General features: G+C 41.1%; 10 protein-coding genes. 4 read left to right on the top strand and 6 right to left on the bottom strand.

Features of this window, described 5'->3' with window-relative positions:
• Nucleotides 1-532: 532 nt before the first annotated feature.
• Nucleotides 533-2056, top strand: coding sequence for an ATP-binding cassette domain-containing protein (locus QRD39_RS02575; protein ID WP_285955552.1), 1524 nt, complete (start codon nucleotides 533-535; stop codon nucleotides 2054-2056).
• A gap of 93 nt (nucleotides 2057-2149) precedes the next feature.
• Here QRD39_RS02575 and QRD39_RS02570 read toward each other — a convergent pair whose 3' ends face one another.
• On the bottom strand, nucleotides 2150-4018 hold the full coding sequence (locus QRD39_RS02570) for an ABC transporter ATP-binding protein (protein WP_285955551.1): 1869 nt from the start codon (nucleotides 4016-4018) through the stop codon (nucleotides 2150-2152).
• A complete protein-coding gene (locus QRD39_RS02565; protein ID WP_285955550.1) occupies nucleotides 4008-5753 on the bottom strand; it encodes an ABC transporter ATP-binding protein in 1746 nt (581 codons plus the stop codon). The genes QRD39_RS02570 and QRD39_RS02565 overlap by 11 nt, the downstream gene beginning before the upstream one ends.
• 631 nt (nucleotides 5754-6384) lie before the next feature.
• Between QRD39_RS02565 and gshAB the strand changes: the two genes are divergently transcribed.
• On the top strand, nucleotides 6385-8661 hold the full coding sequence (gene gshAB, locus QRD39_RS02560; RefSeq protein ID WP_285955549.1) for a bifunctional glutamate--cysteine ligase GshA/glutathione synthetase GshB: 2277 nt from the start codon (nucleotides 6385-6387) through the stop codon (nucleotides 8659-8661).
• Nucleotides 8662-8722: 61 nt separating this feature from the next.
• Here gshAB and QRD39_RS02555 read toward each other — a convergent pair whose 3' ends face one another.
• From QRD39_RS02555 to QRD39_RS02545, 3 genes are all read right to left on the bottom strand, one after another.
• The gene (locus QRD39_RS02555) at nucleotides 8723-9361 is read right to left on the bottom strand and encodes a hypothetical protein (protein ID WP_285955548.1); all 639 of its coding nucleotides are present in this window, start codon (nucleotides 9359-9361) and stop codon (nucleotides 8723-8725) included.
• The gene (locus QRD39_RS02550) at nucleotides 9285-10829 is read right to left on the bottom strand and encodes a DUF1310 family protein (protein WP_285955547.1); all 1545 of its coding nucleotides are present in this window, start codon (nucleotides 10827-10829) and stop codon (nucleotides 9285-9287) included. The genes QRD39_RS02555 and QRD39_RS02550 overlap by 77 nt, the downstream gene beginning before the upstream one ends.
• 100 nt (nucleotides 10830-10929) lie before the next feature.
• Nucleotides 10930-11490 carry a GNAT family N-acetyltransferase gene (locus tag QRD39_RS02545; RefSeq protein WP_143567981.1) on the bottom strand — a complete coding sequence of 187 codons (561 nt, stop codon included), beginning with the start codon at nucleotides 11488-11490 and terminating at the stop codon, nucleotides 10930-10932.
• 189 nt (nucleotides 11491-11679) lie between these two features.
• Here QRD39_RS02545 and QRD39_RS02540 point away from each other — a divergent pair, with 189 nt between their 5' ends.
• Nucleotides 11680-12270, top strand: a complete 591-nt coding sequence (locus QRD39_RS02540; protein ID WP_021146178.1) for a type IV toxin-antitoxin system AbiEi family antitoxin domain-containing protein — start codon at nucleotides 11680-11682, stop codon at nucleotides 12268-12270.
• Nucleotides 12267-13109 carry a nucleotidyl transferase AbiEii/AbiGii toxin family protein gene (locus tag QRD39_RS02535; RefSeq protein WP_285955546.1) on the top strand — a complete coding sequence of 281 codons (843 nt, stop codon included), beginning with the start codon at nucleotides 12267-12269 and terminating at the stop codon, nucleotides 13107-13109. Before QRD39_RS02540 ends, QRD39_RS02535 begins: the two co-directional genes overlap by 4 nt.
• A gap of 148 nt (nucleotides 13110-13257) precedes the next feature.
• Here QRD39_RS02535 and QRD39_RS02530 read toward each other — a convergent pair whose 3' ends face one another.
• Entirely contained in the window at nucleotides 13258-15663 is a 2406-nt protein-coding gene (locus QRD39_RS02530) for a glycogen/starch/alpha-glucan phosphorylase (RefSeq protein ID WP_285955545.1), read from the bottom strand.
• Between the last annotated feature and the right edge of the window lie 216 nt (nucleotides 15664-15879).

Genomic DNA, 15879 nt, shown 5'->3' with positions numbered 1-15879 from the left:
CTTATATGATTGTCGTTCCAACTCTGTAATTCTTGATAGGATTTGACTTTACCTTCCTCATTAGTCGGTTTAAAGGCACTAACCGGTAACTCATAGGCATCTTGCCCCACTGGCACCATCCAGTGCAACAAGGTATTAACCCAAGCTTCGTTGGTGACTTTATTTGGAAGTATAACTCAGCCAGATTTTTACTTTCATTTGACAAAAGCAATCAGACAGCGTACAATCAAGACAAGTAACATTCGGAGGTAAATGGAGACATGAACAACTAAGTCTATTCACAATAAACCTGCTTTATTTGATAGATTGTTTTCATGTCTTTTTTGCGCTCTTTTTCTGTAGAAAACTTATTGGTGGTATCTGCGTTTTTTTGCATCTATACCATCACTATCTCCTAGAGAGCTTTTTAGCTAGACTCAAAACGGTTCTATCCTATAAGGTAGGACTGTTTTTTTGATCTTTGATATTGTTTGAAGTGAAAATCGTATTTCCCATGAAATAATGTCCACTAACCCACTGCTTAGGAGGTCCTATGATACAGATTCAACACCTAACCATTACGCATACCAAAGATTTGCGTAAACTAGTCCATGATTTAAATGTAAATATAGCTACAGGCGAAAAAGTCGCCATCATTGGGGAGGAAGGTAATGGAAAGTCAAGTCTCCTTGCCCTTCTTGTCAATTCTAATGCACATTTTGACCACCTGTCTTACGAGGGAACTATTACTAAACCAGATAGCCCTCAGGTCTATATTCCCCAGCAAATTTCGGAAAACTTGCAAGCCCTAACCCTTAACGACTACTTTTTTGCGGACAGTTATGACTTAGACTACGCCACCCTCTATCGTTTGGCTGATGAGCTCTATTTTGATAGTGAGCGTTTTGCTAGTAATCAGCTTATCTCCACTCTGTCTGGTGGTGAGAAACTCAAAATTCAACTCATCCGAGAATTAGCTCGACCCCACGACATCATTTTTCTTGATGAGCCCTCAAACGATATGGATTTAACTACCATCACTTGGTTAAAAGACTTTATCAAGTATTCTGATAAAACAATTATTTATATCTCTCACGACGAGGATTTGCTCAGTCAGACAGCTGATACCATTATCCATCTGGAACTCCTTAAACGTCGTCGACAGGCCAGGACCAGTGTGGAACACCTCGACTATGATAACTATAGTCAACGACGTTCCGATGCTTTCCAGCAACAGATGCAGCAAGCGAAAACCGAGAAAAAAGCCTATGACAAAGCCATGGCCAAGCATCGCCGTATCAAACAAAATGTCCAAACCACCCTACGCAATACGCATGATAGCACGCAAGGACGATTGGTTGCTAAAAAGATGAAAACAATCCTCTCACAAGAAAAACGCTACGACCGCCTTGCCCAAGACATGACACAGATGCCTGATAAAGAAGACAGCATTGATCTTTTCTTTTCTCATATTAATCCGCTACCTCAGGGAAAATATCTTCTAAATCTGAATGAAAACCAGCTAAACATCGCTCATCACCTAACCATTGAACATCTAAAATTTTCTTTGAAAGGACAGGAAAAAGTTGGTATTATTGGAGATAATGGCTGTGGTAAATCCACTCTCTTAAATTATCTCTACCAAGAACTTAGCAAGAAAACAGACCTGACTATCGGCTACATACCCCAAGATTACGATTTTATCTTGCGAAATGATTTGTCGCCGATAGCGTTTTTATGTAAGACTGGCGACAAAACTGAGAAAGAAATCATAAGCTCCCATCTCGCCAACCTCAACTTCAGTCATGATGAAATGAACCATGCAATTGCAGACCTATCTGGTGGCCAAAAAGGAAAACTACTCCTACTGCACATCGTCTTAGCAAGCCCTCAACTCCTGATCTTAGATGAACCAACCAGAAATTTTTCACCCACCTCACAACCCCAAGTTCGACAGCTCTTCGAGAACTATCCAGGTGCAATTCTTACAGTATCACATGATGTCAACTATCTCAAACAAGTTTGCCAAAAGATATATCGCCTAGACGCACACGGTTTAGAAGAAGTTGAGATTTAAGATATCAAATCTATCGTTTTTACAAGAAAATCTCAAAAGAAACCTTTTCTTCATATACAAAAAAACTCAGGCAAAACCTGAGTTCTTTTAATATTAATCAATTTCAAGACCACCAGTATAAAGTCGGTAGTAAGTACCACCTTGTTCCATAAGGCTGTCATGGTCACCACGTTCAATAATACGTCCGTGATCCATAACCATGATAACGTCAGAGTTAACGATGGTCGAAAGACGGTGGGCGATAACAAAGACCGTACGTCCTTCCATAAGTCGGTCCATCCCCTCTTGTACCATTTTTTCGGTACGAGAGTCAATAGAGGATGTCGCTTCATCAAGGATGAGGACCGGTGCATTGGCAAGGGCAGCACGCGCAATGGCAATCAGCTGACGTTGTCCGTTAGACAAGCCTGCGCCATCATCTGTGAGAACAGTGTCGTAACCATTGTCCAAATGTTGCACAAAGGAATCCACGTTAGCAATACGAGCAGCTTCAAGAATTTCTTCACGAGTCGCATCCGCACGGCCGTAGGCAATATTTTCAGCAATGGTGCCTGTAAAGAGATGGGTATCCTGAAGTACGATACCAAGTGATCGACGAAGAGAGTCTTTTTCAATCAGCTTCACATCGATGCCATCATAAGTAATCACACCAGATTGAATATCGTAAAAACGGTTAATCAAGTTTGTAATCGTCGTCTTACCTGCACCCGTCGCACCGACAAAGGCAACCTTTTGCCCCTTGTCTGCATAGAGATTAACGTCATGAAGGATTTGTTTCTTACCATCGTAAGAGAAATCAACATCTTGGAAGACCACATTCCCGACCAACTCGACCAACTCGTAGTCGCCATTTGGACGTGGGTGCTTCCAAGCCCAATGGTTAGTTTTCTTGTCTGTCACAACCATTTGACCGTCTACCAATTCGTAATTAACCAAAGTGGCCTTACCTTGATCCACTTCTTCTGCTTCATCCAGAAGGTCAAAGATACGGTCGGCACCGGCAAGCGCCATAAGGACAAAGTTCAGTTGTTGAGACACCTGAGTAATAGGGCCGTTGAAGGAACGGTTCAATTGTAGGAAGGCCATGAGACCACCGATAGTCAAGCCACCCACACCATTGAGGGCAAAGACCCCACCGACCAAGGCAGTCAAGACAAAGGATACATTTCCTAAGTTCCCAAGGATTGGCATGAGAACATTGGCATAGCGATTGGCCAAGTATGAGGATTGGAAGAGTTCTTCATTAATCTTGTCAAAGTCAGCCATGCTTTCTTCTTCGTGGACGAAGGCCTTGACTACCTTTTGACCTGACATCATTTCTTCGATAAAGCCATTTTCAATTCCTAGATTCTTTTGTTGCTCACCGAAGTAACGGCCTGATTTAGCGGATACATTTTTAATAACCATAAACATGATGCCTACCATGATTAGGACCACGATAAAGAGAAGTGGACTCACGGTAAGCATGGTTACTGTCACACCAATAAGGGTAATGGCCGTTTGCAAGAGTTGGGGAATGGATTGCTCAATGGCCTGACGGAGGGCATCGATGTCATTGGTATAGATGGACATGATGTCTCCGTGTTTATGAGTGTCAAAGTAACGAATAGGGAGCTTTTGCATACGAGCAAAAAGCTGATTACGAAGGGAACGTAAGGAATCTTGTGAAATCGTCGCCATGAGGAGGGAAGCCACATAGTTGGCAACCACACCGATAAGACAAAAGACCCCAACTGATGTCAAGAAACGTAACAGTGGCCCAAAATTATGACTACCAGACTTGACCATGGGTTGAACGTAAACGTCCACCAAGGACTGAATTGAAGCCGTCAAATTAACCGTTGCCAAAGAAGCTACAACGATAAGGACAAAGGAGATAGAAAGTGAAAGCTTGTAGTCTTGCCACAAAAAGCGTAGCAGTCGTGCTAGTGAGCCCCAGCTGGCTTTTTTCTTATTCTGCATCTGCTACTCCTTTCCCTTGTGTTTGCATCTTGTAAACGTCACGATAAATGGCATTATTAGCCACCAAGTCGTCGTGACTACCAATGGCATCGATACGGCCATCATTCATGACGATGATACGGTCTGCATCTTGGATAGATGAAATCCGTTGGCCGATGATGATTTTAGTCGTGTCCTTAAGACTTGAAGCTAAACCTTGACGAATCAAACTATCTGTCTTGGTATCAACTGCCGATGTCGAATCATCCAGAATCAAGATTTTCGGATTCATGAGGAGAGCACGTGCAATACAAAGACGTTGACGTTGTCCCCCTGAGACATTGGCGCCACCACGTTCAATCATAGTGTCATAGCCATCCTTAAACTCTTGGATAAATTCATCAGCTTGGGCAATCTTACAAGCTTGTATGATTTCTTCATCTGTTGCCTGTTTATTCCCCCAGCTCATATTTTCCTTAATGGTTCCTGAGAAAAGAACGTTGGTTTGAAGCACCATGGCTACTTGCTTACGCAAGCTATCCAAATCATAGTCCTTAACATTGTGCCCGGCAACCTTGACTTGACCAGCTTCCACATCATAGAGACGAGGAATCAGCTGAACCAGACTAGATTTTCCTGAACCCGTTCCACCAAGAATACCGATAACTTCACCAGACTTAATATCCAGCGTAATATCTTTGAGGACATGGGTCTTGTCACCATTTTCATCCGTGTATGAGAAATCCACATGATCAAAGCTGATAGAACCATCTGCAACTTCTGTTAAACCATTTTCAGGTGAAAGGATAGTCGCTTCAGTACTGAGGACGTCATTAATACGTTCCACAGAAGCCATAGAAATGGACAATATGACAAAGATCATCATAAACATCATGAGTGAGATGAGGATAGTCATGGTGTAGCTGAACATAGAGGTTAATTCACCTGTAGATAGGTTACCGACAACGATAAGGTGGGCACCAAACCAAGAAATCATGAGGAAGGACGCATACATTGACAACATCATGGCTGGGTTAGACATGACAACCACACGAATAGCACGCATAAACATTTGATAAATGCGACGTGAGGCCCTCTTGAATTTATCAGTCTCTTCCTGCTCCTTAACATAGGATTTCACCACACGCATGTTGGTGATATTTTCCTTGATACTGTTGTTAAGATTGTCATAAGCCTCAAATACTTGAGTAAAGAGAGGATATACAATCTTGGTAATAAGCGCTAGAATCACACCAAGGAAGAGCGTTACGCCAACGAAAATCCAAGCCATCTGACCGTTGATAAGGAAACTAGCAGTAATGGCAAAAATCAGATTGAGTGGGGCACGCACACAGATGCGGATAATCATTTGATAAGAGTTCTGAACGTTGGTAACATCAGTCATCATACGAGTTACCAGACCACCAGCTGAGAACTTATCGATATTTTCAAAGGAGAAACTTTGAACCTTTCTGAAAATGGCCTGACGTAGATTCTTGGCAAATCCAGCAGAGGCAAAGGCCGCATAGCGAGCCGACTGCATACCGCAGAATAGGGATAGAAAGGCGCAGACTAACATGAGGCCACCATAGAACCAGATGTTAGACATGTTGGACTGCTGGACACCTTTGTCCAAAAGATTAGCCATGACAAAGGGAATGGAAATCTCAAACATGACCTCTAGCATCATGAAAAGGGACGCTAGGATTGAGGGTTTCTTGTATTCCTTTATCTGGGCGATCAGGGTTTGAAACATAGTTACCTCCGTTTTTTATTCTTTTTCTTTTGATATTTTTACTTTTTTGATGCTTTCTTAAGTGATGGCGGACGTCAGCGACCGACACAGTCGTTCCATGACTAGTTATCGAGCCAAAGTCTCGATAACTCCGCTTCCTATAACTGCTTCTGCAGTTATAGGAATATCATCACGGCGAAAGCATCTCTCCTAAGCAGAGCGAACTGTTAGCATCTTACTCTGCTCTAAACAAGACTGAGCAGATCTAGACAACTATTGCCACGGCGAAAAATATCGCCTGCTCTATGCAGAGCAAAGTTTCATAAGAACAGTCTAAATGCTCATATTTTATCTATAAAAGAACAGTTATCCACTTTTGAGGGCATATAAAAGCCCCTGAGGGATGGGCCCTAGGGAGACTTCATTTTAATATAGATGTTACTTATAGTATAGGTTAATGTGACTTAAATTGCAAGTAAAATACTATATGACTAGGATTTGTTCTGATTTCCTCATTTTTCCGCCCAAAACCTGTTCATTTTTCACAAACTTATCTACAATATTCGGAAATTCCCCTTAACCGTAGCGGAAAGTTGTTTTATTTTCCTATTTATAATAGACTATCACTAACATTAGATGAAAAGGTGATTCTATGACTATAAACCAACTGCTTCAAAAGCTGGAGTCTACCAGCCCCATTCTCCAAGCGAACTTTGGAATCGAGCGTGAGAGTCTGCGTGTCGATAGGCAAGGACAGCTGGCGCAAACGCCTCACCCATCCTGTCTGGGAGCTCGTAGTTTCCACCCCTATATTCAGACTGACTTTTGTGAGTTTCAGATGGAGCTCATTACGCCAGTTGCCAAATCCACCACTGAGGCCCGTCGTCTTCTAGGAGCTATTACCGATGTGACCGGACGTTCTATTTCTCAAGACGAGGTTCTCTGGCCCCTCTCTATGCCACCTCGCATCAAAGCTCAAGAGATTCAAGTTGCCCAACTGGAAAATGAATTCGAACGCCATTATCGCAACTACTTGGCTGAAAAATACGGAACTAAACTACAAGCTATCTCAGGTATCCACTATAATATGGAACTGGGTAAAGATTTGGTTGAGGCCTTGTTCCAAGAAAGTGATCAGACCGATATGATTGCCTTCAAGAATGCCCTCTATCTTAAGTTGGCTCAAAACTACTTGCGCTACCGTTGGGTGATTACCTATCTCTTTGGGGCTGCACCTATTGCTGAGCAAGGCTTCTTCGACCAGGAAGTTCCAGAACCTGTGCGTTCCTTCCGTAACAGTGACCACGGCTATGTCAATAAGGAAGAAATCCAAGTATCCTTTGATAATCTTGAGGACTACGTCTCCGACATCGAAACCTATATTGCCAATGGTGATTTGATTGCCGAGAAGGAATTTTATTCAGCTGTTCGTTTCCGTGGCCAAAAGGCTAATCGTTCCTTCCTGGACAAGGGAATCACCTATCTGGAATTCCGTAATTTCGACCTCAATCCCTTTGAGCGTATCGGTATTAGCCAGACTACTATGGACACTGTACACTTGCTCATTTTAGCCTTTCTTTGGCTTGATAGCCCTGAAAATGTCGATCAAGTTCTAGCTCAAGGTCACGCTCTAAATGAGAAAATTGCTCTTTCTCATCCGCTAGAACCACTACCTGATCAAGCTATGACCGAAACTAAGGATATTATTAAAGCCCTAGACCAATTGGTTCAACACTTTGGACTTGGTGACTATCATCAAGATTTGGTTAAGCAAGTCAAGGCAACCTTTGCGGATCCAAAACAGACGCTCTCTGCTCAACTCTTACCTTATATCAAAGACAAGTCCCTAGCTGACTTTGCTTTGAACAAGGCGCTGGCCTATCAGGACTATGATTGGACCGCTCATTATGCCCTCAAGGGCTACGAAGAGATGGAGCTCTCTACACAGATGTTGCTTTTTGATGCTATCCAAAAGGGAATCAATTTCGACATTTTGGATGAACAGGACCAATTCCTCAAACTCTGGCACAAAGACCATGTCGAATACGTCAAGAACGGTAATATGACTTCAAAAGACAACTACGTGGTCCCTCTTGCCATGGCCAATAAAACTGTGACTAAGAAGATTCTGGCAGATGCTGGCTTTCCAGTTCCTGCTGGTGACGAATTTACCAGCCTTGAGCAAGGGCTTGCCTATTACCCTCTAATCAAGAACAAACAAATCGTTGTCAAACCCAAATCAACCAACTTTGGTTTGGGAATCTCCATTTTCCAAGAACCTGCCAGTCTTGAAAACTATCAAAAAGCCCTTGAAATTGCCTTCGCAGAAGATACCGCAGTCCTGGTTGAAGAATTTATCCCGGGTACTGAATACCGTTTCTTCATCTTGGACGGGCATTGTGAAGCTGTCCTCCTTCGTGTTGCTGCAAATGTCGTTGGGGATGGCAAACACACTATCCGTGAATTGGTTGCTCATAAAAATGCCAATCCATTGCGTGGTCACGACCACCGTTCACCGCTTGAAATCATTGCCTTAGGGGACATCGAACAACTAATGTTGGCCCAACAAGGCTACACACCTGACGATATCCTTCCTGATGGAGAGAAGGTTAACCTACGCCGTAACTCTAACATCTCTACAGGTGGGGACTCTATTGATGTCACTGAGACTATGGATTCCTCTTACCAAGAATTGGCCGCAGCTATGGCAACTAGCATGGGAGCCTGGGCTTGTGGGGTTGACCTGATCATTCCAGATGAAACCCAAATTGCCAGCAAGGAAAATCCTCATTGCACCTGCATTGAGCTTAACTTTAACCCTTCTATGTATATGCACACCTACTGTGCTGAAGGTCCTGGTCAAGCTATCACTCCAAAAATTCTGGACAAGCTTTTCCCAGAATTAGTAGCCCTTAAACATCAAAACTAAAATGTCATAAAGCAAAGCACCTTTATCAACATGTGATAAAGGCGCTTTTTCTATGCAAGTACTAGTCACCTGTCTCCTCTTTGGGATGAGCTTCCAAGTACTGAATATTTTGGATATAGACACCTTGAGCCTGTTCAAAAGCCGCCTGATTGGCATAGGGGTAGTCAATGTAAAATAAGTCTTGCCAGCCGTTAAGCTTTGGACTATTGTAAAAGCCTTGAATCTTAGTAGGAAGGAAATCCTTGTTATAACTAATACGCAACTTGAGTAAAGTCTTGTCCTGAAACTGCGAAATAATACTGTTGGAAGTTTCTTGATCCTTAAGATCAGACCAAACCCGATTCAACCGGATATCCTGTCTATAGTGGTCGGCTTTAATGCGAGCCTTATCCACAGGGAGCTTTTGAGTCGCCCCTAAGAGGTAGGACAACTCCCCTTGGAAATAATCCTCGATCGTCAAATCACCAAGACTAGACCCATACAAGATACCATCCTTAATGGCAATGTTTGATCCAAAGAGTTTTTGATTAGCCACATCAAAGGACATTCCCTCATCCTGTCCATAAAGTTTGATGGCGTAGGCATCTCTGACCCGATAGAAATTTTTAGATACGAGAGCCTTATCAAGGGTTTCCGTTTGCTTGGCTTCTTCCTTGACCTTGGAACTTGTAGGTTTCTTGGTAAAAGCTGTCAAAACCATCAAGCACAAAAGTAGAGCGAATATGATCCAGATAGGCATTGTAGACCTGAAGGCGGTCTTCAGCTTTAACGTGTCTCCATGTTTCAAGATCTTTCAAGCCTCCTTTTTTAACAATATCGGCATAGTTTCCACCGTTTAGCACATTCCTCGGATTTTTCCACTTCTTAACCATTTTCCGTCTGATGGCATTATCAGCAGGATGATGAACATCCAGATAAGTGTGGCTGTTATTGAGGTAAGCCGGTAAATCGGCATTGAGTCCCTTAGACAGACCATAGTTAGCCGAGTCTGTATCGGCAATATCAGCCCCATCCTCTATCTTATAATGCTTAGGATTAGAGTCGATGCTACCATCTTTCTTTTTCTTGTAAACATTCCATTCGGATACAAATTTTCCTGTATCCATATTGACAATGAATTCAATAAAACGGGCATTACTAACACCGTAGGGCCCCATAATGCTGGTCTGAGGCAACTGAATTTTCATATTATGCGGATAGGTGAAATCACCTAAAGTTCGATTATGGAAGGAAGCACCTGTGGTGTAATCCAGATTAATCTTCTTGTCCTTGCTATAGGCCAAAAGCTTATCCAAATCCGTCTTGCCCTTGTAGTTGGTTCTAATATAGTCCATAGACTGTTTGTCAATCCAAGATCTGAATAGATGGAGCTTGATGCCTAACTCATCCACACCCAAGCCCTGATCCGTCTGATAGGTTTCCATGATAGCTTCCCGGAAGTAGCTATAAAACGGACTGGTTGGCTCAAGTTGTTTGGAAAATTTATAACCCGACTTCCCAAGTTGGAGAAACTGGTACTTATCCACATAAACCTGCATATGGTTCATAACCAAATTAAGCTTGTCATGGTTAGGTAACTGGGAAGCTTGGAAAAAGGCTGCATAAGTATCAGAACCAACTTCCTTACTTTCTTGATCAATGTCATTCAAGGTGTTGTCAAAGTGGTCCAGAGAAGTCTTTTTCATTTTACTTCTTACCTGAGCCACATAGGCCGGCTTAATCGCCTGATCCCAGTGGTCACGGGCTATAATCGCATCGGCTTTTTGCGAAATCACAGCCAAGCGTTTCTGATAGGCCTCATCTGTCAAGGCTAGCTTCAGAGCATCCGACGGCGTCGCTTGAACTACTGACAAATCACCATAAGCATCCGACTTTAGGACAAGATTGACCTGTTTATCATAGGAATGATTGATATGGAGGGCTAGACGAATCTTTCCATCCTCCTTATGCACCGACATCGGATCAATTTGATAAGATTGGATGACCCCAGCCTGACTCAGAGCCAGTCTGTCTAAATTTTCCAAAGAAGCCTGATAAATGTAGGAAATTTCTGGGTCCTTGACCCTCTTGACCAGATATTGGTTTCGACGACGGTCGAAAACCACAAGACCAAGTATAAGGATTACAGCCAAGGCACTTGCCAAATACTGTAAAATTGCTTTCTTCATAGTACTTCCATTATATCATAGGACAGCAAATTATACTGAAAACGGTTGACAATCCTGAAAATAGATGAAAAGCAGGTCGTATCTAACCTGCTTCCCTGCCTTATAAATCACTCAAGTGACGATGTTTAATCTTAAAGTCAAAATAAGCATTTTCCTGAAGTTTTTGGAAAATCTCTCTGTAAGCTTCTTCATCAAAGTGATCTCCACGATAGAGAATCTCAAAACTCAAGCCCTCATATTCCAGAAAGGCATTTGACGTCTTAAAACCATTACGCTTGTAGAAATCCCAACGAGCCGCACGTTGCTCTGGATTATCATTAGGCTCATCCAAACGCTCCACCTCTAAAACCATGGATCGTGTTGGCCCATAAAACTCCACTAATTTATCAATGATTTCACTACCATAGCCATGACTCCTCATTTGAGGAACAATAGCAAAAAAGCTAACATAAAAAACCTTAGCATTATAGAGAACTGAGGCAAAGCCAATAAAATCATCTTCGTCATAAAAGGCAAAGAAATGATAATCCTCACGACCATCCAGTTGTAAGAACTCACTCAAAGGAATACGTTCTTCCTCTGGAAAGGCCTCATTATTCAAACGCTCCACCCTATCTAAATCTGGAAACTCCTTGGTAATTAATTGGCTACGTAAAGCCATAACATTTCCCCCTTTTCTGATGCATCTATCTATAGGCCATTATATCATCTTAGCGAACAGTTGCAAACTTTAAAGAAGGATGACTAAAAGATTCCGAAGACTTCAGAAACAACTAGCATCGAAAAATGTTGCGTCTACACTACAAAAAAGATAAAATTGATGTATAAACGCAACAAAAGGAGGGATAGTATGTCAAATAAAGAAAGAATGCTGCACCATCTTGCACATCATAATGGCATCATTACTTATAAAGACTGTAAAACTCTTGGCATACCCACTGTCTATCTAACTAGGTTAGAACAGGAAGGAACTATTTTTCGAGTTGAAAAAGGAATTTATCTAGATGCTAACGGGGACTATGACGACTATTACTTTTTTCAATATAGATTTTCAAAGGCTATCTACTCTTACACATCTGCATTATATCTATTAGGCGTTACTGACGAGATTCCTCAATATTTTGAGGTAACTGTACCTAGAGGTTATCGCTTTAACACCCCTCCTTCCAATCTCCTAATCCATACGACAACTAAGAATTTTATCGAGATTGGGGTCACACGCATTAAAACTCCAATGGGAAACTACGTTCAGGCTTATGACCTAGAGCGAACTATTTGCGATTTAATTATTAACCGAAATCACATTGATACAGAACTTTTTGTGAAAACACTTCAGAGTTTTGCTAAAAATCCGAATAAGAATATAGGTAAACTTTATGACTATGCTACTAAAATGCAGGCCATAAAAGATATCAAGCAAACTCTGGAGGTTCTTATGTGAACAAAACAACATTAACCCTACTCTGCCACAAAATCTCTAAGCAAACTGGCTTAACCTTTAACTCCGTGATGACCTATTATTTTCTTGAAATGATCTTAAAAAAGTTAAGCCAGAGTTCATACTCAAGAAACTATATCTTTAAAGGAGGCTTTCTTCTCTCGAATGTCATTGGCGTTGAATCACGTAGTACTGTCGATATTGACTTTCTATTCCAGAACATCACACTATCATTTGAAAATGTTGAGAAGCAACTCAAGGATATTCTTGCGATTCCAATAGAGGGTATCAATTTTACGCTCCAATCTATAGCTTCTATTAAAGAAAGTGACCTTTACAGTGGGTACCGGGCAAGCATTCTTTGCCAGCTAGAAAACATCAAACAAATGGTTCATTTAGATATCGCAACAGGGGATATTGTAACGCCACACCCTATTCATTACGACTATAAATCTCTTTTTGAAGATGACCACTTCCCAATCATTGCTTATCTCATTGAGACCATTATTGCTGAAAAGCTACAAACGATATACTCTAGAAACTTTTTGAATAGCCGTAGCAAAGACTTTTATGACATTTATATTCTTTCAAAATTGAAGAGAGAAGAAATTGACACCTTACAGCTCCAATTAGCCATAAAAAGAACATTTGCATCTCGTGGTACCACATTTAATTACAATAAAAATATTGAACTTCTTAAATCATTTAAAAATGATGAAACCCAAAACCAACAATGGCAAAACTACGCAAGAAAATACAGTTATACTAATGGTATCTCATTTAAAGAAGTTCTTGATGAAATAATCATGTTGTTAACTCAGCTTCCTTTTAGTAGGGACTGATAAAGTCATTTGATTGGTTTTATTCACAATATATACAAAGTTATTTTTTCAGGATGAAACCTAGAAACCTACATATACTGATACTTTGTCTGCAATCAAAAACAACGACCATTTCTAGCCGTTGTTTTTTTGATGTATTAGCTTTCGCTTATTTTTTCAATTCCCAAATTTCTTTAGCGTATTCTGTGATAGTATCATCAGAAGTAAACTTATGAGATTTAGCAATATTAGCCAAGCTCATGCGTGCCCACTTGTCATGGTCACGATAAAGGGCATCAATTTTCTCTTGTGCTTCTACATAAGCTGCAAAGTCTTCCAAGAGGAAGTACTCATCGTTATGTGTGATAAGTGCTTCATAGATTTCAGTACCTTCTGACTGAGCATTTGGAATAGTACCATTGACAAAAGTATCAACAACACGACGAATGACAGGATTATTTTCATAAACTGCACGAGAATAGTAATCGTGACGAGCATAGTGTTCGTAAACTTCGTCTTTGTTCATACCGAAGATGACAACATTTTCATCGCCAACTTCGTCTTTGATCTCAATGTTGGCACCGTCAAGTGTTGCCAAAGTAATGGCACCGGTCATCATGAATTTCATGTTTGATGTACCAGATGCTTCTTTAGAAGCTAATGAGATTTGTTCAGAGACATCAGCTGCTGGGATAATAATTTCAGCCAAGCTTACACGGTAGTTTTCAAGGAAAACAACCTTAAGTTTGCCTTGGAGGCTTTCATCATTATTGACAAGGTTAGCCACTTCATTGATAAGTTTGATAACTGATTTAGCGAAGTGATATCCAGGAGCAGCTTTAGCACCAAAGATGAAGACACGTGGTACCATGTCTTTATCTGGATTATCTTTAAGATCCCAGTAAAGTTTGATAATGTGAAGGAGATTAAGCAATTGACGTTTGTAAGCGTGAAGACGTTTAACTTGAACGTCGAAGATAGCATCTGTAGATACTTCAATGCCTGTACTTTCCTTGATGTAGTCTGCCAAACGTTGTTTAGCTGCTGTCTTAACTTGATAGAATTGGTTCAAGACTGCTTTATCATCCAAGTAAGTTGTCAGATTTTCAAGCTCATGGATGTCTTTACGCCAACCGTTACCAATCACATCATCAATCGCTGCAGAAAGTTCTGGTGCTGCAATTTGTGTCCAACGACGTTGAACAATACCATTAGTCTTGTTATTGAATTTTTCAGGATAAATAGTATAGAAATCGTGGAGAGTATCTTCTTTAAGAAGCTCTGTGTGAAGTTTAGCAACCCCGTTGACTGAGTGACCACCAATGATTGAAAGGTTAGCCATGTGCACTTGGTTGTCTTTCACAATACGTGTGCGTTCGATAACATCCGCAGCAACACCACGTCCAGCCATTTCAGCCACATAACGGTTGTCGATTTCCAAAATAATTTGGTAAACACGTGGAAGAACACGTTTGAAGAGTTCTTGATCCCATTTTTCAAGGGCTTCTTGAAGAATAGTGTGGTTAGTGTAACTCATGGTCTTAACAGTGGCATTCCAAGCATCAATCCATGAAAGTCCGTATTCGTCAAGAAGGAGACGCATAAATTCAGCTGGCGCAACCGCTGGGTGAGTATCATTGATATGGACAGAGACTTTTTTATGGATATCTTTCAATGGCAAGCCCATCTTGAGATAAGATTTAATGATTGTTTGAAGACCTGCACTTGTCATGAAGTACTCTTGAACCAAACGCAATTCTTTTCCTTCGACAGTTGAATCATCTGGATAAAGAATAGCTGTGATATTTTTCACACGACGGCGATCTTCCAATGTTCTGTAGTCCAATTCGTATTCTTCAGGAATTTCAACATCCCAAAGACGAAGGTTGTTAATGACGTCGTTTTGGAAACCAATTTGTGGCACATCGTAAGGAACCGCACGAAGAACTTGAGCGTTCTTATAAGTTGGAACAATACGGCCTTCTTCGTTAGCTTCAAGGTAAACATCACCATAAAGTTTAACATTTACAATATCATGGTCTTTACGAGTTTCCCAAACATTTCCTGTTGAACCAAACCAACCATCTGGCAGTTCCACTTGGTAACCATCAACGATACGTTGTTTAAAGAGTCCATAACGGTAACGAAGACCATTACCGAAACCTGGGTAACCAGTAGTCGCAAGTGAATCCATGAAGGCAGCTGCCAAACGACCAAGACCACCATTACCAAGAGCCATGTCATGCTCTGCTTCTACAACTTCACGGAAGTCAATGTCAAGTTCCGCAAAACCTTCTTTAACAACATCAAGAATACCAAGGTTAAGAAGGTTAGTTTCCAACATACGACCTGGAAGAAACTCAATTGAAAAGTAGTAAGCAATCTTTTCTTGTTTTTCTGAAAGTTCATGATTACGTGCAATCCATGTGTTCGTGTAATACTTACGAATCAAACCAGCCAAGGCTGTAAAAATTTCAGTAGGTGTTGCTTTGGCAACCTTGATAAGTTGTTCTTGGTGGAGTGTATCTTTAAAGTCACGAATAAATTGTTCTGGAGTTAAATTTTCAAGTTGCATAGAAATCCTTTCTTAATTGCCATTATCTCAAATGCAATTTAAAGCAGTAAATCACAAGACATCCCCTAAATAGGACATCCTATTTCGAGAGTTACCATAATTAATGGCACAGACGAAAGGGGAAATCTTTTTCTGATAAAACACCAATCATAGACGGCAGAGAGGACTAAGATCACATTGCCCCTTTTAAAGGCGTTATTAGATAAGACCTATCAT

This window comes from Streptococcus raffinosi (assembly GCF_030284685.1).
GTDB lineage: Bacteria > Bacillota > Bacilli > Lactobacillales > Streptococcaceae > Streptococcus > Streptococcus raffinosi.
Note: the sequence above shows the minus strand (reverse complement) of the source record. Positions and strands in the feature narration are given on the sequence as shown.